The 21,210-nt window shown below is 61.9% G+C and carries 17 protein-coding genes, 4 tRNA genes and 3 rRNA genes; 17 read left to right on the top strand and 7 right to left on the bottom strand.

Annotation, left to right across the window (positions count from 1 at the left end):
* Positions 1–22: 22 nt before the first annotated feature.
* Together ykgO and FVF75_RS14835 are read right to left on the bottom strand one after the other, a co-directional pair.
* Complete coding sequence (ykgO, locus tag FVF75_RS14840; protein WP_005850168.1) at positions 23–148, bottom strand: type B 50S ribosomal protein L36; 126 nt, start codon at positions 146–148, stop codon at positions 23–25.
* 68 nt (positions 149–216) lie between these two features.
* Positions 217–291: transfer RNA gene (locus tag FVF75_RS14835), tRNA-Val, on the bottom strand.
* A gap of 157 nt (positions 292–448) precedes the next feature.
* On the opposite strand from FVF75_RS14835, the gene FVF75_RS14830 reads away from it, so the two are divergent.
* Entirely contained in the window at positions 449–1,312 is an 864-nt protein-coding gene (locus FVF75_RS14830; protein WP_148379403.1) for an N-formylglutamate amidohydrolase, read from the top strand.
* Between the two features lie 3 nt (positions 1,313–1,315).
* Here the strand turns inward: FVF75_RS14830 and FVF75_RS14825 are convergent, their stop codons facing one another.
* Complete coding sequence (locus FVF75_RS14825; RefSeq protein WP_148379401.1) at positions 1,316–2,569, bottom strand: DNA polymerase IV; 1,254 nt, start codon at positions 2,567–2,569, stop codon at positions 1,316–1,318.
* A gap of 115 nt (positions 2,570–2,684) precedes the next feature.
* Here FVF75_RS14825 and FVF75_RS14820 point away from each other — a divergent pair, with 115 nt between their 5' ends.
* Both FVF75_RS14820 and FVF75_RS14815 read left to right on the top strand, forming a co-directional pair.
* Positions 2,685–3,581: an SPFH domain-containing protein gene (locus FVF75_RS14820; protein WP_246138104.1), complete on the top strand. Its 897-nt coding sequence runs from the start codon at positions 2,685–2,687 to the stop codon at positions 3,579–3,581.
* The gene (locus tag FVF75_RS14815) at positions 3,578–3,847 is read left to right on the top strand and encodes an NfeD family protein (protein WP_148379397.1); all 270 of its coding nucleotides are present in this window, start codon (positions 3,578–3,580) and stop codon (positions 3,845–3,847) included. The genes FVF75_RS14820 and FVF75_RS14815 overlap by 4 nt, the downstream gene beginning before the upstream one ends.
* A 46-nt stretch (positions 3,848–3,893) precedes the next feature.
* On the opposite strand, the gene pyrF is transcribed toward FVF75_RS14815, so the two are convergent.
* Both pyrF and FVF75_RS14805 read right to left on the bottom strand, forming a co-directional pair.
* Positions 3,894–4,583, bottom strand: coding sequence for an orotidine-5'-phosphate decarboxylase (gene pyrF, locus FVF75_RS14810; protein WP_148379395.1), 690 nt, complete (start codon positions 4,581–4,583; stop codon positions 3,894–3,896).
* A gap of 91 nt (positions 4,584–4,674) precedes the next feature.
* The gene (locus tag FVF75_RS14805) at positions 4,675–4,938 is read right to left on the bottom strand and encodes a hypothetical protein (protein WP_148379393.1); all 264 of its coding nucleotides are present in this window, start codon (positions 4,936–4,938) and stop codon (positions 4,675–4,677) included.
* Between the two features lie 154 nt (positions 4,939–5,092).
* Between FVF75_RS14805 and clpB the strand changes: the two genes are divergently transcribed.
* Complete coding sequence (gene clpB, locus FVF75_RS14800) at positions 5,093–7,708, top strand: ATP-dependent chaperone ClpB (RefSeq protein ID WP_148379391.1); 2,616 nt, start codon at positions 5,093–5,095, stop codon at positions 7,706–7,708.
* A 77-nt stretch (positions 7,709–7,785) separates the two neighbouring features.
* Here clpB and FVF75_RS14795 read toward each other — a convergent pair whose 3' ends face one another.
* Positions 7,786–8,040, bottom strand: coding sequence for an EF-hand domain-containing protein (locus FVF75_RS14795; protein ID WP_148379389.1), 255 nt, complete (start codon positions 8,038–8,040; stop codon positions 7,786–7,788).
* A 349-nt stretch (positions 8,041–8,389) separates the two neighbouring features.
* On the opposite strand from FVF75_RS14795, the gene FVF75_RS14790 reads away from it, so the two are divergent.
* The 12 genes from FVF75_RS14790 (at position 8,390) to FVF75_RS14735 (ending at position 19,749) form a co-directional block, all read left to right on the top strand.
* Positions 8,390–9,145 carry an FkbM family methyltransferase gene (locus FVF75_RS14790; protein WP_148379388.1) on the top strand — a complete coding sequence of 252 codons (756 nt, stop codon included), beginning with the start codon at positions 8,390–8,392 and terminating at the stop codon, positions 9,143–9,145.
* A 35-nt stretch (positions 9,146–9,180) separates the two neighbouring features.
* Positions 9,181–10,674, top strand: a complete 1,494-nt coding sequence (locus tag FVF75_RS14785) for an FMN-binding glutamate synthase family protein (protein WP_148379386.1) — start codon at positions 9,181–9,183, stop codon at positions 10,672–10,674.
* Between the two features lie 131 nt (positions 10,675–10,805).
* On the top strand, positions 10,806–11,705 hold the full coding sequence (gene msrP / locus FVF75_RS14780; RefSeq protein ID WP_148379384.1) for a protein-methionine-sulfoxide reductase catalytic subunit MsrP: 900 nt from the start codon (positions 10,806–10,808) through the stop codon (positions 11,703–11,705).
* Between the two features lie 7 nt (positions 11,706–11,712).
* Positions 11,713–11,931 carry a GDCCVxC domain-containing (seleno)protein gene (locus FVF75_RS14775; protein WP_148379382.1) on the top strand — a complete coding sequence of 73 codons (219 nt, stop codon included), beginning with the start codon at positions 11,713–11,715 and terminating at the stop codon, positions 11,929–11,931.
* The gene (msrQ, locus tag FVF75_RS14770; protein ID WP_148379380.1) at positions 11,928–12,554 is read left to right on the top strand and encodes a protein-methionine-sulfoxide reductase heme-binding subunit MsrQ; all 627 of its coding nucleotides are present in this window, start codon (positions 11,928–11,930) and stop codon (positions 12,552–12,554) included. The genes FVF75_RS14775 and msrQ overlap by 4 nt, the downstream gene beginning before the upstream one ends.
* Positions 12,555–13,268: 714 nt before the next feature.
* A 16S ribosomal RNA gene (locus FVF75_RS14765) occupies positions 13,269–14,737 on the top strand.
* 140 nt (positions 14,738–14,877) lie between these two features.
* Positions 14,878–14,954: transfer RNA gene (locus FVF75_RS14760), tRNA-Ile, on the top strand.
* A gap of 131 nt (positions 14,955–15,085) precedes the next feature.
* A tRNA-Ala gene (locus FVF75_RS14755) sits at positions 15,086–15,161 on the top strand.
* A gap of 330 nt (positions 15,162–15,491) precedes the next feature.
* Positions 15,492–18,326: ribosomal RNA gene (locus tag FVF75_RS14750) — 23S ribosomal RNA — on the top strand.
* Positions 18,327–18,407: 81 nt separating this feature from the next.
* A 5S ribosomal RNA gene (gene rrf, locus FVF75_RS14745) occupies positions 18,408–18,522 on the top strand.
* Together the 16S, 23S and 5S rRNA genes with 2 tRNA genes alongside form the textbook arrangement of a ribosomal RNA operon.
* Positions 18,523–18,692: 170 nt before the next feature.
* The gene (locus tag FVF75_RS14740) at positions 18,693–19,574 is read left to right on the top strand and encodes a glycosyltransferase (RefSeq protein WP_148379378.1); all 882 of its coding nucleotides are present in this window, start codon (positions 18,693–18,695) and stop codon (positions 19,572–19,574) included.
* A gap of 98 nt (positions 19,575–19,672) precedes the next feature.
* Positions 19,673–19,749 (top strand) — tRNA-Met (locus FVF75_RS14735).
* Positions 19,750–19,810: 61 nt separating this feature from the next.
* On the opposite strand, the gene FVF75_RS14730 is transcribed toward FVF75_RS14735, so the two are convergent.
* Positions 19,811–20,863 carry an McrC family protein gene (locus tag FVF75_RS14730; protein WP_222861234.1) on the bottom strand — a complete coding sequence of 351 codons (1,053 nt, stop codon included), beginning with the start codon at positions 20,861–20,863 and terminating at the stop codon, positions 19,811–19,813.
* Between the two features lie 2 nt (positions 20,864–20,865).
* Here FVF75_RS14730 and FVF75_RS14725 point away from each other — a divergent pair.
* The coding region (locus FVF75_RS14725) for an IS110 family transposase (RefSeq protein ID WP_148379376.1) at positions 20,866–21,210 on the top strand (345 nt) is incomplete at its 3' end.

The raw sequence follows: 21,210 nt of genomic DNA, 5'->3' as shown, positions 1-21,210 counted from the left end.
CAAATCCGGTTCTGACCGAAGCTCAGCCCTGACGGGCCTTAAAGCGGCGCTGCGTCTTGTTGATGACGTAGACGCGGCCCTTGCGGCGCACGACGCGACAGTCGCGGTGCCGGTTCTTCAGCGAACGGAGCGAGTTGCGGACTTTCATGGCCCTTCTCCTCATGTCGCGGCGCCGGGAGCGCCTGGAAAACATATTGCCCGTGTCCGGGCGGTGAATGGTGGGCGATACTGGGATCGAACCAGTGACCCCTTCGATGTCAACGAAGTGCTCTACCGCTGAGCTAATCACCCATAGTCGCCTGCCCGGGCCGGAACCCAAACAAACAGACGCGGGACCCCCCGCGCCGGTTCGCAGGTCTATAGAAGGAGTCGGGAAGGCATGCAAGGGGCTTTTGGCAGCTGGCGAATCCGCCCTATAGTGGTCGCAACGAAGACACGAGGTCATGCAATGGCGCACCCCGCCTACGAGGTTCACGAGCCGGTTCGGCGCACGTCCGGCGCGGTGTTCGCGTCGCCGCATTCGGGCCGCGACTATGGTCGGGAGTTCCTGCGCCGCACGGTGCTGGACGCGACCGCGATCCGCTCGTCCGAGGATGCGTTCGTCGATCTTCTGTTCGCCGATGCCCCGGCGCACGGCGCCCCCCTGATCACCGCCCGCGCGCCGCGCGCCTTCGTCGATCTGAACCGGGGCGCGGAGGAACTCGACCCCGCCCTGATCCGCGGCCTGCCGCGCCGCGGGCATAATCCGCGGGTGTCTTCGGGGCTGGGTGTGATCCCGCGCGTTGTTGCGGGTGGGCGCGAGATCTACAACGGCAAGATCAGCCACGCCGAGGCGCTGGCGCGGCTGGATGCGCACTGGTTTCCCTATCATGCGCGGATGCAGGCGCTGATCGACGAAAGCCACGCGCTGTTCGGCGAGGCGCTGCTGATCGACTGCCACTCGATGCCGCGCGAGGCGATCGACAGCCTGTGCCGGAACACGGTCGAAAAGCCCGAGATCGTGCTGGGCGACAGGTTCGGGGCGTCGGCGGCGGGCGAGATCGTCGACGGGATCGAGGCAGCGTTCCGCGAGGCGGGCTTCAAGGTCGCGCGCAACATGCCGTTCGCCGGGGCCTTCACCGCGCAGAACTATGGCCGTCCGTCGCGCCGCCAGCATGTGGTGCAGATCGAGATCGACCGCAGCCTCTACATGGACGAGGCCCGCGTGCGCCCCGGCGCCGACTTCGAGACGGTGCGCGCGCGGCTGTCCGGGGTGATCGCGGCGATTGCCGGCATCGCGCGGCCCGGGGAATTGCCGCTGGCGGCGGAATAGGGCCTAACGCATCGCGCGGCCCTTGAGGATCGCATCCTTGCCGAAGCGGGCGCGGATCGCGTCGGTGGCGCGCTCGGAGGCGAGGCGTTTGGCGGCATCAGGGTCGAGCAGGTCCGCCGAGAGGTCGGCGCCTGCGTCGCTTGTGAGGTCCGACAGCCCGACCCCGATCAGCCGGAATGGCCCTTCGCCCGCCGCCCGGTCGAACAGCGCGCGCGCGGTGCGGTAGATACGGTCGGCCGATTGCGTGGTGTCGGGCAGGCTGATGCGTCGGGTCAGGCTGCGAAAATCGGCGCGTTTCAGTTTCAGGGTCACGATCCGCCCAGCGATGCCCTTTGCCTTGGCCCGATCCGAAACCTTTTCCGACAGTCGCCACAGATGGCCGTCGAGCAGGTCGGGATCGGCGGTATCCTCGAAAAACGTGGTCTCGTTGGAGATCGACTTGACCGGGTGATGCGCCGAGACGCGGCGGTGATCCTCGCCGCGCGCGAGATGCCAAAGCCGCTCGCCCATCGCGCCGAACCGGGCGGTCAGGTCGGTCTTGTCCCAACGCAGAAGGTCGGTGAAGGTGCGGATGCCCGCGCGCTCGAGGCTGGCCCGCATCGCGGCCCCGACGCCCCAGATCAGCCCGACCGGCTTGTCACGAAGGAACTCCGCCGTCTCGGCCTTGCCGATCACCGAAAAGCCGCGCGGCTTGTCGAGGTCGGAGGCGACCTTGGCGAGGAACTTGTTATGGCTCAGCCCTATCGAACCCGTGAGGCCAAGCTCGTCCTCCATCCGCTTGAGCAGCCCCGCCAGCATCACCGCGGGCGGGCGCCCGTGCAGCCGCGCGGTGCCGGTCATGTCGAGAAACGCCTCGTCCAACGACAGCGGTTCGACCGAGGGCGTGAGGTCGTCCATCAGCGCGCGGATCTGTTTCGAGACGGCGGCGTAATGCGCACCCCTTGGGGCGATCACCACCGCGTCGGGGCAGAGCTTGAGCGCCTGGAACATCGGCATCGCCGAATGCACGCCGCGAATGCGCGCGACATAGCACGCGGTCGACACCACGCCGCGCCGCCCGCCGCCGACAATCACCGGCCGGGTGGCGAGCGTGGGGTCGTCGCGTTTCTCGACCGAGGCATAGAAGGCGTCGCAATCCATGTGCGCGATGGTCAGATCAAAGAGCTCCGGGTGCGCGACGATGCGCGGGCTGCGGCAGGCGGGGCAGCGGGCGCCAGCGTCGAACGTGGCCAGACAGGAGCGGCACAGGGCGGGCATGCGGCGAGTATAGAGGCGCCGGGGGCGTTGTGACAGGGGCGAGGTGGCGCTTGCCGCACCTGGCGCAAGCGGTCATAGTGACGCCGATTTCAGTATCCCTTGCATGGAGACTTTGGTGAATTCCCAGGACTTTCTGAGCGAGTTTCTCGGCTCGAACATCGTGCTGCTGTTGCTGGCGGCGTTCCTTATCATCTCGGTCTTTCTGGGCGTGCGGATCGTGCCGCAGAGCGAGAAATACGTGGTCGAGCGTTTCGGCCGTCTGCAGGCGGTGCTTGGCCCGGGGATCAACTTCATCATCCCGTTCCTCGACCGGGTGCGCCACAAGGTGTCGATTCTCGAACGCCAACTGCCCAACGCCAGCCAGGACGCGATCACCCGCGACAACGTGCTGGTGCAGATCGACACCTCGGTGTTCTACCGCATTCTCGAGCCGGAAAAGACCGTCTATCGCATCCGCGACGTGGACGCGGCCATCGCCACCACGGTGGCCGGGATCGTGCGCGCCGAGATCGGCAAGATGGACCTGGACGAGGTGCAGTCCAACCGCTCGGCGCTGATGGCCCAGATCAAGGAAAGCGTCGAAGAGGCGGTGGATGCCTGGGGGATCGAGGTCACGCGGGCCGAATTGCTGGATGTGAACCTCGACCAGGCGACCCGCGACGCGATGCTGCAGCAGCTCAACGCCGAGCGCGAGCGCCGGGCGCAGGTGACACGAGCCGAGGGCGAAAAGCGCGCGGTCGAACTGAACGCCGACGCCGAGCTATATGCCGCCGAACAGAGCGCCAAGGCGCGACGCATCCAGGCCGATGCCGAGGCCTACGCCACCCAGGTGGTGGCGATGGCGATCGCCGAGAACGGGCTTGAGGCGGCGCAATACCAGGTGGCGCTGAAACAGGTCGAGGCGCTGGCCAAGGTCGGTGCGGGCGAGGGCAAGCAGACGGTGATCCTGCCGGCCCACGCGGTCGATGCCTTCGCCGATGCCTTCACGCTGCTCAAGGGCCGGGCGAAATGATCTGGGAGATCTGGTGGGCCTGGCTGGCCTTCGGGCTGGGGCTTGCGATTCTCGAGGTGTTCACCTCGGGCTTCATCTTTCTGGGCTTCGCCATCGGGGCCGTGGCGCTGGGCATCGTGCTGGCCTTCGGCGTGGTGTTCACGCTGGCCTGGGCGCTGGTGGTGTTCGCGGTGATTTCGGTCATCGCCTGGGTGGCGCTCAGGCAGGTGTTCGGCGTGCGCAAGGGGCAGTTCAAGACCTTCGAACGCGACATCAACGAGGATTGAGGGTCGCGGCGCAGGGGCGCCGCGCGCTGTTTTGGCGGGACAGCAATCAGGGCAGGTCCGCGAGGATCGCCTGCGTTGCGCTGCGCGGCGCGGGCGCGCGGGTGATCGGGCGGCCGACCACGATGTGATCGGCCCCGGCGCGGATCGCGGCGCCCGGGGTGGCGATGCGCTTCTGGTCGCCCTTGTCGGCGCCTTCGGGGCGCACGCCGGGGGTGACGATGAGCTTGCCTTGTGCCTCGGGCAGCGCACGGATGGTGGCGGCTTCGTGCGGCGAGGCGATGACGCCATCGGCGCCTGCCGCCAGCGCCCGGCGGGCGCGTTCGGTGGTCAGGTCGGCGAGATCGCCGGGGCGGATCAGCATGGTATCCAGATCGGCACGGTCGAGCGAGGTCAGGATGGTGACGGCAAGGATTTTCAGGTCCGACCCGCCCTTGCCTTCGCCCGCGGCGCGCACCACGTGGGGGTCGCCGTGGACGGTCAGGAAATCCAGCCCATAACCCGCCAGCCCGCGCACCGCCGCCTCGATCGTGGCGCTGATGTCGAACAGCTTGAGGTCGAGGAAGATGCGCTTGTCCATCTCGTCGATCAGCTCGCGCGCCAGCGCCAGCCCGCCGCCCGTCAGCATCCCCAGTCCGATCTTGTAGAACTGGCAGGCATCGCCGATCTGCTGGGCCATCGCCAGCCCGTCGAGCGCATTGGGCAGATCGAGCGCGACGATCAGGCGGTTGTCGGTCATCGGGAGCCTCCGGTTTGCTGATCGGTGTTTCGGCGGCACGCGGGCGGCTGTCAAGGCTCGCGGCACTCGATTGGGCCGGTCCGGCGCGGCCTCAGGCCGACAGTCGCAGCACGATCCGGCGTTCGCCGCGGCGAAAGCCGGGCATCCGGCGGGCCTGACGCAGGGCGTCCGCGATCAAATCCTCGGTGACAAGGCTGGCGGGGTCATCGGCGCGGCGGGGCGAGTGGCACAGGAAGTGCACGAGCACCGGCCCGGCGTCGGATGCGGACTGCATGTCGAACGAGACATGCGCCTGGTGACGGGCGGCGTCCGGGTCGAACCTTGGGTCGGTGATCTCAATTCGGGTGACATTCATCGCGTGCCTCCGGCTGCCGCCATTCGGGTCGGGGAATCATCTGTTGCAGACTTGTCACGAAATGGTTTCGACCCCATTTACATCGCGAGGCCCGGAGGGGGTGTGCCGCGGCGCGGGCATCCGGCAAGGCGGGCGCTTGAAGAAGGAGAGAAAGATGAACTTGGAGAAGTTCACCGAGAGGTCGCGCGGTTTCATTCAGGCCGCCCAGACCATCGCGATGCGAGAAAATCACCAGCGACTCGCGCCCGAGCACCTGCTCAAGGCCCTGATGGACGACGAGGAAGGCATGGCCGCCAACCTGATCCGCAAGGCCGGCGGCGAGCCGAAACGCGTGGCCGAGGCCGCCGATATCGCCCTGGCCAAGATCGCCAAGGTGACGGGCGATGGCACCCAGGTCTATCTGGACAATGCCACCGGCCGGGTTCTGGACGAGGCCGAGAAGCTGGCGAAAAAGGCCGGCGACAGCTTTGTGCCGGTCGAGCGGTTGCTGACCGCGCTGGCGCTGGTCAAGTCGGCGGCGAAAGACGCGCTGGATGCCGGGGCGGTCAATGCCCAGAACCTCAATGCCGCAATCAACGATGTGCGCCAGGGGCGCACGGCGGACAGCGCGAGCGCCGAGGACAGCTATGAGGCGTTGAAGAAATACGCCCGCGACCTGACCGAGGCCGCCCGCGAAGGCAAGATCGACCCGATCATCGGGCGCGACGAGGAGATTCGCCGCGCCATGCAGGTGCTGAGCCGCCGGACCAAGAACAACCCGGTCCTGATCGGCGAACCCGGCACCGGTAAAACGGCGATTGCCGAGGGTCTGGCGCTGCGCATCGTCAACGGCGACGTGCCCGAAAGCCTCAAGGACAAGAAGCTGCTCGCGCTCGACATGGGCGCGCTGATCGCCGGGGCGAAATACCGCGGTGAATTCGAGGAGCGGCTGAAGGCGGTCCTGAACGAGGTCACCGACGCGGCCGGCGAGATCATCCTGTTCATCGACGAGATGCACACGCTGGTCGGCGCGGGCAAGTCCGAAGGCGCGATGGACGCGGCCAACCTGATCAAGCCGGCGCTGGCGCGGGGCGAATTGCACTGCGTGGGCGCCACGACGCTGGATGAATACCGCAAGTATGTCGAGAAGGACGCGGCCCTCGCCCGACGGTTCCAGCCGGTGCTGGTCGAAGAGCCGACGGTGGAAGACACCATCTCGATCCTGCGCGGCATCAAGGAGAAGTATGAGCTTCACCACGGCGTGCGGATCAGTGACGCGGCGCTGGTGGCGGCGGCAACGCTGAGCCACCGCTACATCACCGACCGGTTCCTGCCCGACAAGGCGATCGACCTGATGGACGAGGCCGCCAGCCGGCTGCGCATGGAAGTCGACAGCAAGCCCGAGGAGCTTGACCAGCTCGACCGCCAGATCCTGCAGATGCAGATCGAGGCCGAGGCGCTGAAGAAGGAAGACGACGACGCCTCGAAAAAGCGGCTGGCCAAGCTGGTCGAGGAACTGAGCGAATTGCAGGAGCAATCCGCCAACCTGACCGCCAAGTGGCAGGCCGAGCGCGACAAGCTGGAAGGTGCGCGCGGGCTGAAGGAACAGCTTGACCGGGCGCGGGCCGAACTGGACGGCGCCAAGCGTGAGGGCAACCTCGCGCGGGCCGGTGAGCTGAGCTATGGCATCATCCCGGAGTTGGAGCGCAAGCTGGCCGAGGCCGAGGCGCGCGACGACGACGTGATGGTCGAAGAGGCCGTGCGGCCCGAACAGATCGCGGCGGTGGTCGAACGCTGGACGGGTATCCCGACCTCGAAGATGCTCGAAGGCGAACGCGACAAGCTACTTCGGATGGAAGAGGGCCTGCACAAGCGGGTGATCGGCCAGAATCAGGCGGTGACGGCGGTGGCCAGCGCGGTGCGCCGGGCGCGCGCTGGGTTGCACGACGAAAACCGCCCGCTGGGCAGCTTCCTGTTCCTCGGCCCGACCGGGGTGGGCAAGACCGAGCTGACCAAGGCGGTGGCCGAGTTCCTGTTCGACGACGACAACGCGATGGTGCGCATCGACATGTCCGAGTTCATGGAGAAACACTCGGTCGCCCGCCTGATCGGGGCGCCGCCGGGCTATGTCGGCTATGACGAGGGCGGGGTGCTGACCGAAGCGGTCCGCCGCAGGCCCTATCAGGTGGTTCTGTTCGACGAGGTGGAAAAGGCCCACCCGGACGTGTTCAACGTGCTGCTCCAGGTGCTCGACGACGGGGTGTTGACCGATGGTCAGGGCCACCGGGTCGACTTCAAGCAGACGTTGATCGTGCTGACCTCGAACCTCGGGTCGCAGGCGCTGAGCCAGTTGCCCGAGACCGCTGACAGCGGGGCTGCCAAGCGCGACGTGATGGACGCGGTGCGGGCGCACTTCCGGCCCGAGTTCCTGAACCGTCTGGACGAGATCGTGATCTTCGACCGGCTCAGCCGCGATGACATGGACGGGATCGTCGACATCCAGCTTGGCCGTCTGGCCAAGCGGCTGGCGAAGCGGGGCATCTCGCTGTCGCTGGATCAGAGCGCCAAGACCTGGCTGGCCGATCAGGGCTATGACCCGGTCTATGGCGCGCGCCCGCTCAAGCGGGTGATCCAGAAGGCGCTGCAGGACCCGCTGGCCGAGCGGCTGCTGGCGGGCGAGATCGAGGACGGCGCGACGGTGCCGGTCCATGCCGGCGACGGCGGGCTGATCATCGGTGACAAGCGCGGCGCCTCGGACAAGCCGACGCCGGACGATGCTGTGATCCACTGATCCACGCCATCCGGCCAATACAATGACCCCCGCCGTGGCGACACGGCGGGGGTTTTTGCCGGGGAAGCGCGGTTCTGTCAGCTTTCGGAGTCTTCCTCCTCGGCCATCGGGATCAAGCCGGCCTCGCGTGCCGCGGCCAGTTCCTCTTCGTCGAGCAGCCCGTCGCCATTGGCGTCGGCCTCGGTGAAGTCTGCCTCGGTCACGTCCGGGTAGGTGGCCTGAAGTTCGACCAGGGAAACGAAACCGTCCTCGTTCGCGTCGAGCATCTCTTGCGCCATGAGGGGCGAGGTGCCGGCGACAATGATCCCAAGGGCGAGTGCTGTGCGTTTCATGGATATCCTCCGTCAGGTTTCCAGTGTTCAGGTTTCGCGCCGGTCTTGATGGCGCGGCGCTACATCCGCACGAATTTCGGCGGCGGTCTCGGGGCATGGTGCAAGGCGGGCCAAATGCGCGAAACGGCGCGAAAAGGCAGGGGCGAGCCGGGCGGGTTTCTGCACGTCAAAGGCGAGTTTCCGCCTTGTGGCGGAAAGGCTCCGGCGCGGTGGCTCGTATCCGGCGAACCCGCGCCGATGACCCGCGCGGCGGCTCCGGGCTTTTCACTTGCACCGCCAGGGGGCGCGGGCCAAAGTCACCACCAACGACGGGACAACCCGCAGGGCCGGGCAGCAAAGGGATAAGGCGATGGTTCCCAGGGTGGAACGGCTGTTGAAACGGCTCAGGCTGGGCAGACCGGTTGTGGCCGAGAACGTCACGCTGATTCACACCAGGGTGGACGACCAGCCCGTCACCTTCTGCGTGAACATGGAAAACGACCCGATCCAGCGCAATCACCGGCGCGGTACATTTTATGAGTTGAAGGAACTGCGCGAGTTGCAGTCGGTGTTTCCCGCAGGCGGCACCTTTGTCGATATCGGGGCCAACGTGGGCAACCACACGCTGTTCGCCGCGCTGTTTCTCAAGGCGGGCCGGGTGATCCCGTTCGAGCCGAACCCCAGGGCCTACGGGCTGCTGGTGGAAAACGTGCTGCTGAACGGTCTGGGCGAGGTGGTCGATCTGTCCCGGCTGGGCGTCGGGCTGTCGGACAGGACCGAGGGCGGGTTTGCCATGCAGAAGAAAAAGCGCAACCTCGGCTCGGCCCGGATGTTGCCGGGCGAGGGCGATATCGCGGTGTTTCCCGCCGATGACTTGCTGTCGGACGAGACCCCGGCGATGATCAAGATCGATGTCGAGGGCATGGAGCTGTCGGTGCTGGGCGGGCTGGACAAGACCATTGACACCCATCGGCCGGTTCTGCTGGTCGAGGTCGACAATGAAAACGAGGACGGGTTCTTTGCCTGGGCCGAGGCGGCGGGTTACGTCGCGCAATCGACGGTGCAACGCTACCGGCTCAACAAGAATCACCTGATGGTGCCGAAAGAGACGGTGCCACAGGACTGAGCCGCGGCGCAGGCGGGACCGCCGAAGGAGGAATGATGGGCACGACTGTCTGGCTGTTCGAGGTTCTGGCGCTGATCCTGCTTGTCGCGCTCGGGTTCCTGATCGTGATGGTCGTGGTGTTCTTCTTCGTCGACCGGATACAGACCGCCGATGCGGTGCGCCGCAACTATCCGGTGATCGGGCGCTTTCGCCATCTGTTCACCACGTTGGGCGAATTCTTCCGGCAGTATTTCTTTGCCATGGACCGCGAGGAGATGCCGTTCAACCGCGCCCAGCGCGACTGGATCTATCGCGCCGCTGCGAACAAGGACAATACCGTCGCCTTCGGCTCGACCCGCAACCTGACGATCCCCGGCACCACGATCTTCATGAACGCGGCGTTTCCGCCGCTGGGCTATCAATATGCCAAGACCGAGCCGGTCGAGATCGGCCCGACCGCGCGCGAGCCTTACCTGGCACCGTCGTTCTTCAACATTTCGGGCATGAGTTTTGGCGCGCTGTCGCGCCCGGCGGTGCGCGCGCTGAGCCTCGGGGCAAAGCAGGCGGGGGTCTGGCTGAACACTGGCGAGGGGGGGCTTGCGCCCTATCACCTCGAGGGCGGTTGCGACATCGTCTATCAGATCGGCACCGCGAAATACGGGGTGCGCAACGAGGAAGGCCACCTGTCGGACGAAAAGCTGCGCGAAGTGGCCGCGCGGCCCGAGGTCAGGATGTTCGAGTTGAAACTGGCGCAGGGTGCCAAGCCCGGCAAGGGCGGCATCCTGCCCGGCGCCAAGGTCGACGAAGAGATCGCGCGCATCCGGGGCATCCCGGTGGGCAAGGAAAGCGAAAGCCCGAACCGGCACGAGGAGATCGACGACTGGGGCGATCTTCTGGACGTGATCGCCCATATCCGCGAGGTCACCGGCAAGCCGGTGGGCTTCAAGACGGTGATCGGGCGGGTCGATCCCTTTGCCGAACTGTTCGACCTGATCGTGCAGCGCGGCCCCGACAGCGCGCCCGATTTCATCGCCATCGACGGCGGCGAGGGCGGCACCGGGGCGGCGCCGATGCCGCTGATCGACCTGGTGGGCATGCCGATCCGCGAGGCGCTGCCGCGCATCGTCGACCTGCGCGACCAGCGCGGGCTGACCGACCGCATCCGCATCATCGCCTCGGCCAAGCTGGTCAATCCGCCCGACGTGGCCTGGGCGATCTGCGCCGGGGCCGATTTCGTCGTATCGGCGCGCGGCTTCATGTTCTCGCTGGGCTGCATCCAGGCACTCAAGTGCAACAAGAACACCTGTCCGACCGGCGTCACCACCCACGACCCGCGCCTGCAAAAGGGGTTGGTGCCCGAGGTGCAGGCGGTCAAGGTGGCGCATTTCGCGCGCAACATGATCCACGAGGTCGAGATCATCGCCCATTCGGTCGGCGTGGCCGAACCGCGCCAGATGCGCCGCCGGCATGTGCGCATCGTGCAGACCGATGGCCGCTCGGTGCCGATGAACGAGCTTTACCCGAGTTACACCACCCATGCGCTGACCTAGGCTGGCCTGTCGCGCGCCAACGGTCGTGGCCCCCGCGTTACATCCGTCAACGCCATCGTGAAGCGTCTTGTTTTGGCAAGACGGCGTGCGGGGAATATCTGGGGAATGAACACGCGAGGAAAGGCTATTTGATGCGCTTCAAGACCAAACTGACCTGGGCCGATGTGACGCCGGAAGCGGCCTATCTCAACCGCCGCCAGATCATGACCGGGGCCGCCGGGCTGGCGCTGGGCTCGATTGCCGGGCCGGCATTTGCTGCGCCTGAGCTTGGTGAGCCGAACAGCTTTGAGGACATCACCAGCTACAACAACTATTACGAGTTCGGCACCGGCAAGGAAGACCCGGCGCGCTATGCCGGCAAGCTGACGACCGACCCCTGGGCGGTGCAGATCGACGGACTGGTCGAGCGGCCCGGCAACTACGACCTGGCCGATGTGCTCAAGGGCATGGATATCGAGGAACGCATCTACCGGCTGCGCTGTGTCGAGGCCTGGTCGATGGTGATCCCGTGGAACGGGTTCGAGTTGCGGGCGCTTCTGGAAAAGGTCGGCGTGCAACCCTCGGCCAAATACGTCGCCTTCGAAACCGTCGCCCGGCGCGAGGAGATGCCCGGCCTTTATTCGCCGGTGCTCGACTGGCCCTATGTCGAAGGGCTGCGGCTCGATGAGGCGATGCACCCGCTGACGCTGATCGCGACCGGGCTTTATGGCCGCGAGCTTCCGAACCAGAACGGCGCGCCGCTGCGTCTGGTGGTGCCGTGGAAATATGGCTTCAAGTCGATCAAGTCGATCGTGCGCATCACGCTGACCGACAAGGAGCCGCCGACAAGCTGGAACAAGGCCAACGCCCGCGAATACGGATTCTATTCGAACGTGAACCCCGAGGTGGACCACCCGCGCTGGAGCCAGGCGACCGAACGAGTGATCGGCGGCGGGCTGTTTTCGGCAAAACAGCCGACCGAGATGTTCAACGGCTATGGCGACGAGGTCGCGGCGCTTTATGCCGGCATGGATCTCAAGAAGAACTACTGAGGCGGACATGGTCACGCTGACATCGATCCTCACCTGCCCGGACTGCGGCCATCAAAGCGCCGAGGTGATGCCCGAGGACAGCTGCCAGTGGTTTTTCGACTGCCCCGGCTGCGGCGCGGTGCTGCGGCCCAAGCCGGGCGATTGTTGCGTGTTCTGTTCCTACGGCACCGTGCCTTGCCCGCCGGTGCAGCAGGGCACCGGCTGCGGCGCGGCCCCCGCGCCATGACCGCCGCCCAGACGATCAACGGCGCGCTGCGCAAGCTGCCGATCTGGCCGATCTACCTGATCGGGGCGCTGCCGCCGGTCTGGTATTTCTACCTGGGCCTCACCGGCGGGCTGGGGGTCGAGCCGATCAAGGAGTTCGAGCACCGCCTCGGCATCCTCGGGCTGCAAATGCTGATCGCGGTGCTGGCGGTGACGCCGCTGCGCAATCTCACCAAGGTCTCGCTGATCCGGTTCCGCCGCGCGATGGGGTTGCTGACCTTCTACTATATAGCGGCGCATCTGGCGGTCTGGCTGTTTCTCGACGTGCAGATCGCGGCGCAGATCTGGGCCGATATCGTCAAGCGCCCCTATATCACCATCGGCATGGTCGGATTCGTGCTGATGATTCCCCTGGCGATCACCTCGAACAACCTGTCGGTCCGCAAGCTCGGCGCGCGCTGGCGCAAGCTGCACAAGCTGGTCTATCCGATCGCGCTGCTAGGCGCCGTGCATTTCGTGATGCTGCGCAAGGGCTGGCAGATCGAGCCGTTGCTGTATCTGGCGGGAATCGCCCTGCTGCTGGCGCTGCGCCTGCCGATTCTCAGGCGAGTCGGCTGGCCGATGCGCCCGGCACGGCAGGGCTGACGCCGGAATCACCCCGGATTCGGCCCCCCTTGCACCGATGACTCGTCCGACTCGGCGGAATCGATCCGGACCGGCAACGGATTCACGCGGAGATTCGACGGGCGGGCCGGGGAATCCGGCGGGATTCACCCCCTGCGACCGCCCGAGTCTGTGGATAACGGCGGATTCCCGGCTCATCACGACGGTCGGGCGCGAATTTTTCTGTCGCAAAGCGGGGGCGTTTCGGACTTTTTGTTCTCCAACCCCCTCTTTTTGCAGGTAAAATAGGAAAACAGCAAAAAATTGCACGTTTCTCAAAAAAAGCGCTTGCGCCCTCCGGCCCCCAGCCTTAGATACCCCTCACCGACGCGGCGGACACGCAGCGACGGGGCGCCGGACGGGCCACACGGTCAGGAAGGCGGAAGAAAAAAACAGAGGTTGATCGGGCGGGCGGCGCCAAGTAAGAATGGCGCTCCGGTTTGATTTTTGTCTCTACGCTCTTTGAAATTGCTGGTATCTGAAGAGATATGTGGGCGGTTTGGTTCATACGATGGATCAACTTCTACATATCGGCTCACTAGCCCTCGGGCGATGATGTGAGTGTCAGCTTCACTGTTTGGACGGCTTTCGGTTTCTTAGGAGACTGAAGCACAACAAACAGATGACTTCCCGGTCCCTAGCCGGATCGGGAGATGTGCAGAGGTTCGAACGTCAAGGATACGCCGCAAGGCGTTTCAACTTGAGAGTTTGATCCTGGCTCAGAACGAACGCTGGCGGCAGGCCTAACACATGCAAGTCGAACGAAGCCTTCGGGCTTAGTGGCGAACGGGTGAGTAACGCGTGGGAATATGCCCTTCTCTGCGGAATAGTCTCGGGAAACTGGGGGTAATACCGCATACGCCCTTCGGGGGAAAGATTTATCGGAGAAGGATTAGCCCGCGTTGGATTAGGTAGTTGGTGGGGTAATGGCCCACCAAGCCGACGATCCATAGCTGGTTTGAGAGGATGATCAGCCACACTGGGACTGAGACACGGCCCAGACTCCTACGGGAGGCAGCAGTGGGGAATCTTAGACAATGGGGGAAACCCTGATCTAGCCATGCCGCGTGAGTGATGAAGGCCCTAGGGTCGTAAAGCTCTTTCGCCAGGGATGATAATGACAGTACCTGGTAAAGAAACCCCGGCTAACTCCGTGCCAGCAGCCGCGGTAATACGGAGGGGGTTAGCGTTGTTCGGAATTACTGGGCGTAAAGCGCGCGTAGGCGGATTAGCAAGTTAGAGGTGAAATCCCGGGGCTCAACCCCGGAACTGCCTTTAAAACTGTTAGTCTTGAGTTCGAGAGAGGTGAGTGGAATTCCGAGTGTAGAGGTGAAATTCGTAGATATTCGGAGGAACACCAGTGGCGAAGGCGGCTCACTGGCTCGATACTGACGCTGAGGTGCGAAAGTGTGGGGAGCAAACAGGATTAGATACCCTGGTAGTCCACACCGTAAACGATGAATGCCAGACGTCGGGCAGTATACTGTTCGGTGTCACACTTAACGGATTAAGCATTCCGCCTGGGGAGTACGGTCGCAAGATTAAAACTCAAAGGAATTGACGGGGGCCCGCACAAGCGGTGGAGCATGTGGTTTAATTCGAAGCAACGCGCAGAACCTTACCAACCCTTGACATCCCTGTCGCGGTTTCCAGAGATGGATTCCTTCAGTTCGGCTGGACAGGTGACAGGTGCTGCATGGCTGTCGTCAGCTCGTGTCGTGAGATGTTCGGTTAAGTCCGGCAACGAGCGCAACCCACGTCTTTAGTTGCCAGCAGGTCAAGCTGGGCACTCTAAAGAAACTGCCCGTGATAAGCGGGAGGAAGGTGTGGATGACGTCAAGTCCTCATGGCCCTTACGGGTTGGGCTACACACGTGCTACAATGGTAGTGACAATGGGTTAATCCCAAAAAGCTATCTCAGTTCGGATTGTCGTCTGCAACTCGACGGCATGAAGTCGGAATCGCTAGTAATCGCGTAACAGCATGACGCGGTGAATACGTTCCCGGGCCTTGTACACACCGCCCGTCACACCATGGGAGTTGGGTCCACCTGACGGCCGTGCGCTAACCTTTCGAGGAGGCAGCGGACCACGGTAGGCTCAGCGACTGGGGTGAAGTCGTAACAAGGTAGCCGTAGGGGAACCTGCGGCTGGATCACCTCCTTTCTAAGGATGTTCCGGCAGATCGAGCTTGCTCGTTCTCGACGAACACTTAGCAAGCCCCGGTAGTCAACCGGGGCAAACAGACGAGCCAGGCCGTCCTCATATCTCTTCAGTCCAAAAATCACAGACCTACCGGTCTGTCTGGGTCGGTAGCTCAGGTGGTTAGAGCGCACGCCTGATAAGCGTGAGGTCGGAGGTTCAAGTCCTCCTCGACCCACCAACGTCTTGTTTGCGCAGCAAACATGACGGGCGGTAGTTGATTTTCGCAGAAAATCGACGAAAGCCTCTCGGCGCTTGCTTCGCAAACGCCTGCCGGCTGTCCGCAAGTTTTGCAGGGCAAAACTCGCTCAAGGGGCGTTAGCTCAGCTGGGAGAGCACCTGCTTTGCAAGCAGGGGGTCATCGGTTCGATCCCGATACGCTCCACCATTTCACGATTTGACCGTCAAGCAGTCAGCCGACTGCTTCACCGTCCAATCGGACGAACATTGACATCGTATAGAGAGATACACATCAGTTTCATGCTGATCCGGGCAGTGCGCCCTGGTCTGCGGGTCAAACCGCGAAGCATGATACTATCCAAGTCAAGTACACTAACCCAGGCTCAGATCTGCACGGATTTGAGCCTACGATCCGCAAGGATCGGAATAGTTCCAGGCCATGTGCCTGGAGCGGGAAAGTATGCTTTTGGTTCAGAAGAATGGTCTGCACGAACCAGCGTAGACCGTGGCAAGCGCAAGCCTGTCTTTTTCTGGATCAAATCAAGCGCGAGAAGGGCGTTTGGTGGATGCCTTGGCAGTAAGAGGCGATGAAGGACGTGATACTCTGCGATATGCCGTGAGGAGCCGAGAATAGGCTTTGATCCACGGATCTCCGAATGGGGCAACCCACCTGACAGTTTGTTATAATAGTCTTCGGACGATTTATAATGAGCTGAACCAGGTATTTATGACCTGAATACATAGGGTTATAAAGGCAAACCCGGGGAACTGAAACATCTAAGTACCCGGAGGAAAGGAAATCAACAGATACTCCCCTAGTAGCGGCGAGCGAACGGGGACCAGCCGAGCCATGAATGTGACCAGAACTGGTTGGAAAACCAGGCCATAGTGGGTGACAGCCCCGTATGGGAAGCATGATTGGACGTATTAAGTAGGGCGGGACACGTGAAATCCTGTCTGAACATCGGGGGACCACCCTCGAAGGCTAAGTACTCCTTACTGACCGATAGCGAACCAGTACCGTGAGGGAAAGGTGAAAAGCACCCCGACGAGGGGAGTGAAACAGTTTCTGAAACCGGACGCCTACAAGCAGTGGGAGGCTCCTTGCGAGCTGACCGCGTACCTTTTGTATAATGGGTCATCGACTTGGTCTCACAAGCAAGCTTAAGCCGATAGGTGTAGGCGCAGCGAAAGCGAGTCTTAATAGGGCGAATGAGTTTGTGGGATCAGACCCGAAACCGAGTGATCTAGGCATGACCAGGCTGAAGGTAAGGTAACACTTACTGGAGGGCCGAACCCACACCTGTTGAAAAAGGTCGGGATGAGTTGTGCCTAGGGGTGAAAGGCCAATCAAACTCGGAGATAGCTGGTTCTCCGCGAAATCTATTTAGGTAGAGCGTCGTACGAATGCCCTCGGGGGTAGAGCACTGGATGGGTAATGGGGCCCCACAGGCTTACTGATCCTAACCAAACTCCGAATACCGAGGAGCACTATACGGCAGACACACGGCGGGTGCTAACGTCCGTCGTGGAGAGGGAAACAACCCTGACCTACAGCTAAGGCCCCTAATTCATGGCTAAGTGGGAAAGCAGGTGGGACGACCAAAACAACCAGGAGGTTGGCTTAGAAGCAGCCATCCTTTAAAGATAGCGTAACAGCTCACTGGTCTAATCTAAGTTGTCCTGCGGCGAAGATGTATCGGGGCTCAAGCCATGAGCCGAAGCTTAGGGTGTGCACTTCGGTGCACGCGGTAGCGGAGCGTAGTGTGATATAACTCCATTCCTCTTATGCGCCTTCGGGTGCAGTGGAGGATAGGAGTTTTCTGTGAAGCCGGCGCGTGAGCGATCCGGTGGAGAGATCACTAGTGAGAATGATGACATGAGTAGCGACAAACAGGGTGAGAGACCCTGTCGCCGAAAGTCCAAGGGTTCCTGCTTAAAGCTAATCTGAGCAGGGTAAGCCGACCCCTAAGGCGAGGCCGAAAGGCGTAGTCGATGGGAACCAGGTTAATATTCCTGGGCCAGGAGGATGTGACGGATCTCGAGGGTTGTTCATTCTTATCGGATTGAATGGGCTGCTTAGAGGTTCCTGGAAATAGCCCTCCATTAGATCGTACCCTAAACCGACACAGGTGGACTGGTAGAGAATACCAAGGCGCTTGAGAGAACGATGTTGAAGGAACTCGGCAAAATACCTCCGTAAGTTCGCGAGAAGGAGGCCCGGTTTCTACGCAAGTATTGACTGGGGGCACAAACCAGGGGGTGGCGACTGTTTACTAAAAACACAGGGCTCTGCGAAGTCGCAAGACGACGTATAGGGTCTGACGCCTGCCCGGTGCCGGAAGGTTAAATGGAGGGGTGCAAGCTCCGAAATGAAGCCCCGGTAAACGGCGGCCGTAACTATAACGGTCCTAAGGTAGCGAAATTCCTTGTCGGGTAAGTTCCGACCTGCACGAATGGCGTAACGACTTCCCCGCTGTCTCCAACATCGACTCAGCGAAATTGAATTGCCTGTCAAGATGCAGGCTTCCCGCGGTTAGACGGAGAGACCCCGTGCACCTTTACTACAGCTTCACACTGGCATCAGGCACAACATGTGCAGGATAGGTGGTAGGCTTTGAAGCAGGGACGCTAGTCTCTGTGGAGCCTCCCTTGAGATACCACCCTTGTTCTGCTTGATGTCTAACCGCGGTCCGTTATCCGGATCCGGGACCCTGTGTGGCGGGTAGTTTGACTGGGGCGGTCGCCTCCTAAATCGTAACGGAGGCGCGCGAAGGTTGGCTCAGAGCGGTCGGAAATCGCTCGTTGAGTGCAATGGCAGAAGCCAGCCTGACTGCGAGACTGACAAGTCGAGCAGAGTCGAAAGACGGCCATAGTGATCCGGTGGTCCCGAGTGGAAGGGCCATCGCTCAACGGATAAAAGGTACGCCGGGGATAACAGGCTGATGGTGCCCAAGAGTCCATATCGACGGCACCGTTTGGCACCTCGATGTCGGCTCATCTCATCCTGGGGCTGGAGCAGGTCCCAAGGGTACGGCTGTTCGCCGTTTAAAGAGGTACGTGAGCTGGGTTTAGAACGTCGTGAGACAGTTCGGTCCCTATCTGCCGTGGGTGTAGGATACTTGAGAGGAGTTGCCCCTAGTACGAGAGGACCGGGGTGAACGAACCACTGGTGGACCTGTTGTCGTGCCAACGGCAGTGCAGGGTAGCTATGTTCGGACAGGATAACCGCTGAAGGCATCTAAGCGGGAAGCCCCCCTCAAAACCAGGTATCCCTGAGGGCCGTGGAAGACCACCACGTCGATAGGCCGGAGATGTAAGCGCAGCAATGCGTTCAGTTGACCGGTACTAATTGCCCGATAGGCTTGATTTGATCCAGTAGAAGCCAGGCTTCTCCGGACAATCAAAAGCATACACATTAGACGTATTTGACTTGGAACGGTTTCTTTCTCGGTTTGGTGGTCACAGCACGAGTGAAACACCCGATCCCATCCCGAACTCGGCCGTTAAGCACCGTAGCGCCGATGGTACTGCGTCTTAAGACGTGGGAGAGTAGGTCACCGCCAAACCTAGTAAGAAACCGTACGTATCTCTCTTTCGATGCATTACCCCAAACTTTACCCCAATGTTCCCTGTGTCAAAATGGCAACTTCGGGGCGTTGCGTTTCCTGATACGTCTTTTCAAGATCACGTTCCGGCCGGATACTGAAAGAAAAAAGTCAGTTGAGGCACGAGCAACATGTCCCCGATAGATACACAGGTCATCGGCATTTGCCGTTGGTCGTACCCGGCCGGTGTCGGTGACTTCCGGCTGACGCCCGAGAATCTGAACGCGGCGCACGAAACGCTGTACGACGACAGCAGGATGAAACACCGTTTGTTTCTGCTTCGAAATGTCGTGCTTCCTGCGCTACGGGCGCAAACCGACCCCGATTTTACCGTGGTTTTTCTGATGGGTGATCACTTGCCCGAACCCTACCGCACCCGTGTGCTCGCGCTGCTTGCGCAGGTTCCTCAGATACGCCCTGTCTTCATGTCGGAAGGGCAATCTCAAAAGGATGTGGTTCGCCGATTGATGCTCGAAACGCGAAACCCCGATGCATCAACTGTTGCTGAGTTTCGACTAGACGACGACGATGCCATAGCGGTCGATTTCGTCGCCGAGACCCGTGCGACATTCCGTGAAATACTGCCCCTCTATAATCGCACGGGGTTGTTTGGCGTCGACTACACCCGTGGAATCGTGATGATGACGACCCGAAATAGTTGTGAGGTCAAACCAATTACCGCGAGATGGTGGGCGCCCGGAATGGTCGTGTTCATACGCCCGGACATTCCGAGATCAATACTTGATTTCCACCACATGCGCCTTTGGCACGAGATGCATACACTGATGCATGCAGACAAACCGATGTTCGTGCGTGGAATTCATCACAACAATGACAGCAGCATTGAGAAATTCGGGAAGCGAAGCGGACGCTACCCGTTCGACCGGAGTCGGACTCAATCATTTATGCAGGAGCGTTTTGGGATAGATTTCCGTAAGGTGAAACGTCACTGGAAACAGAATGCCGACATGTTTCTTGGTCAACCGGCGGCCATCTCCCTGGCAGCGGAGTGAGGTGCCAATCCCGCGGCCGCATATCTTATGAAATTCAATAAAATACCCATTCTGCGTATTGCACTCCTCTGGTGTTGTGACTACGTTCCCGTCATTGGCGCGGGGTGGAGCAGCCCGGTAGCTCGTCAGGCTCATAACCTGAAGGTCGCAGGTTCAAATCCTGCCCCCGCAACCAAAATTACTTGCGTTTCCACCTCCCGTGGAAGCACTGTGGAAGCAAGAGGGGCCGAAGTCCTTCATATCGCTTCGTAAATCGGTGTCTGCGAAGACCTTTGCTTCCAGTTCCGTTCGCTGGGGATCATCGCATCGATACCGGTCGGGATCCCGCTGGCAAAAGCGAGCTCTAGAACATCGATCGCGACAACATCCAGTACCAGCCGCTCTTCGGTGATGAGCAGGAACTCGTTGATCCTTCCTTGCGGGCAGTCCCCGGAGGCCGGGTAAACGCGCGCGAGTCGCTTGCAGCGATAGCGACTGGCGTAGGCGTTCATCTGATATGCGTCGCCGCTCGAGACGCCCGAGTTCGGTTCGGCGAGATCGAGGCGCTTCCATTTCGCATCGAGAATGGCGACGGTCTTACCTTCGCTCTGAATGGCAATGTCGGGGCGCAGCTGGAAGCCCGCCGTCGCCAGGTCCTTCACAGGGCCCTGAAGTCCGACAGAAAGGCGCCCGCCATCCTGCGCCTGACAGCGTTGCCGGATGCGCAGCCCAAGCACCCTCTCGAAGAGCTTTTCCATGTTGAACAGCAGTGCTGAACCGGTTGCGTCGCCGGTGCGAACATCCGGGTATAGGCCTGACAATAGCCAGTGGGCCCGCGAAAACACCAACTCCCACTGCCGGATGGTCCGATCAAACCGCAGGGCGCCGACGTCGCTAACCGTGACCCTCCGATCGCTCACTTCGTCGAAGCGATGGAGAAACGTCGCCACCATCGCCCGGGTCCTCGGGCTCAGCGCGAACCCGAGGAGCATGCGCAGGACCCCCTTCTGCGCTTGATTGTATGGGTTGTCGATGCTGCGCTCGTCGAAGCGACAGAGTAGATGAGAACGGTCGAAGGCGTTCGTGCGCAGGTGCTCGGTCAGCTCGAGCCGTCCGCGGATGGCATTGAAGTTCTCCGTCCTCTCCGAGTACCGGGCAATGGCCCCGCCTCGGAGCGCGGATTTCACGTGGTTGCAGAAATCCTCGATGAAGACGTCCAGGAGGTGGCTGAACTGATGCGGTGGATCCCCCCACCCGACGGCATCGAGTGTGCCATAACGGTTTCGTAGGAACCAACGCGAGGGAGGCATCCATGTCAGAGATTAGCATTTTGGCGATTGATGTTGCCAAGGGCAGTTTTCAGGTTTGCGGCGTCATGGCGGACGGCGCTGTTGCATTCAATAGGTCGGTAACGCGCCCACGGCTGTATCAGCTCTTAGCGGAGCAAGCGCATTGTGTGGTGGCGATGGAGGCCTGTGCTACGTCGCATCATTGGGGCCGTGTTGCCCAGTCAAGTGGCCATGAGGTGCGGTTGATTCCGGCCGCCTACGTGAAGCCGTTCGTGAAACGCCAGAAGAATGACCGCGCCGACGCCGAGGCGATAGCCGAAGCGGCCAGCCGTCCCAGCATGCGGTTCGTTGCAGTGAAGAGCGCTGAG

The sequence above is a fragment of the Maritimibacter fusiformis genome (genome assembly GCF_008086115.1).
Lineage (GTDB): Bacteria > Pseudomonadota > Alphaproteobacteria > Rhodobacterales > Rhodobacteraceae > Muriiphilus > Muriiphilus fusiformis.
Note: the sequence above shows the minus strand (reverse complement) of the source record. Positions and strands in the feature narration are given on the sequence as shown.

Bases quoted from the DNA above. Each gene is read 5' to 3' on its own strand.
- ykgO (WP_005850168.1), bottom strand. From the start codon at position 148: ATGAAAGTCCGCAACTCGCTCCGTTCGCTGAAGAACCGGCACCGCGAC.
- FVF75_RS14830 (WP_148379403.1), top strand. From the start codon at position 449: ATGGCGCACCCCGCCTACGAGGTTCACGAGCCGGTTCGGCGCACGTCC.
- FVF75_RS14825 (WP_148379401.1), bottom strand. From the start codon at position 2,569: ATGCCCGCCCTGTGCCGCTCCTGTCTGGCCACGTTCGACGCTGGCGCC.
- FVF75_RS14815 (WP_148379397.1), top strand. From the start codon at position 3,578: ATGATCTGGGAGATCTGGTGGGCCTGGCTGGCCTTCGGGCTGGGGCTT.
- pyrF (WP_148379395.1), bottom strand. From the start codon at position 4,583: ATGACCGACAACCGCCTGATCGTCGCGCTCGATCTGCCCAATGCGCTC.
- FVF75_RS14805 (WP_148379393.1), bottom strand. From the start codon at position 4,938: ATGAATGTCACCCGAATTGAGATCACCGACCCAAGGTTCGACCCGGAC.
- clpB (WP_148379391.1), top strand. From the start codon at position 5,093: ATGAACTTGGAGAAGTTCACCGAGAGGTCGCGCGGTTTCATTCAGGCC.
- FVF75_RS14795 (WP_148379389.1), bottom strand. From the start codon at position 8,040: ATGAAACGCACAGCACTCGCCCTTGGGATCATTGTCGCCGGCACCTCG.
- FVF75_RS14790 (WP_148379388.1), top strand. From the start codon at position 8,390: ATGGTTCCCAGGGTGGAACGGCTGTTGAAACGGCTCAGGCTGGGCAGA.
- FVF75_RS14785 (WP_148379386.1), top strand. From the start codon at position 9,181: ATGGGCACGACTGTCTGGCTGTTCGAGGTTCTGGCGCTGATCCTGCTT.
- msrP (WP_148379384.1), top strand. From the start codon at position 10,806: ATGCGCTTCAAGACCAAACTGACCTGGGCCGATGTGACGCCGGAAGCG.
- FVF75_RS14775 (WP_148379382.1), top strand. From the start codon at position 11,713: ATGGTCACGCTGACATCGATCCTCACCTGCCCGGACTGCGGCCATCAA.
- msrQ (WP_148379380.1), top strand. From the start codon at position 11,928: ATGACCGCCGCCCAGACGATCAACGGCGCGCTGCGCAAGCTGCCGATC.
- FVF75_RS14740 (WP_148379378.1), top strand. From the start codon at position 18,693: ATGTCCCCGATAGATACACAGGTCATCGGCATTTGCCGTTGGTCGTAC.
- FVF75_RS14730 (WP_222861234.1), bottom strand. From the start codon at position 20,863: ATGCCTCCCTCGCGTTGGTTCCTACGAAACCGTTATGGCACACTCGAT.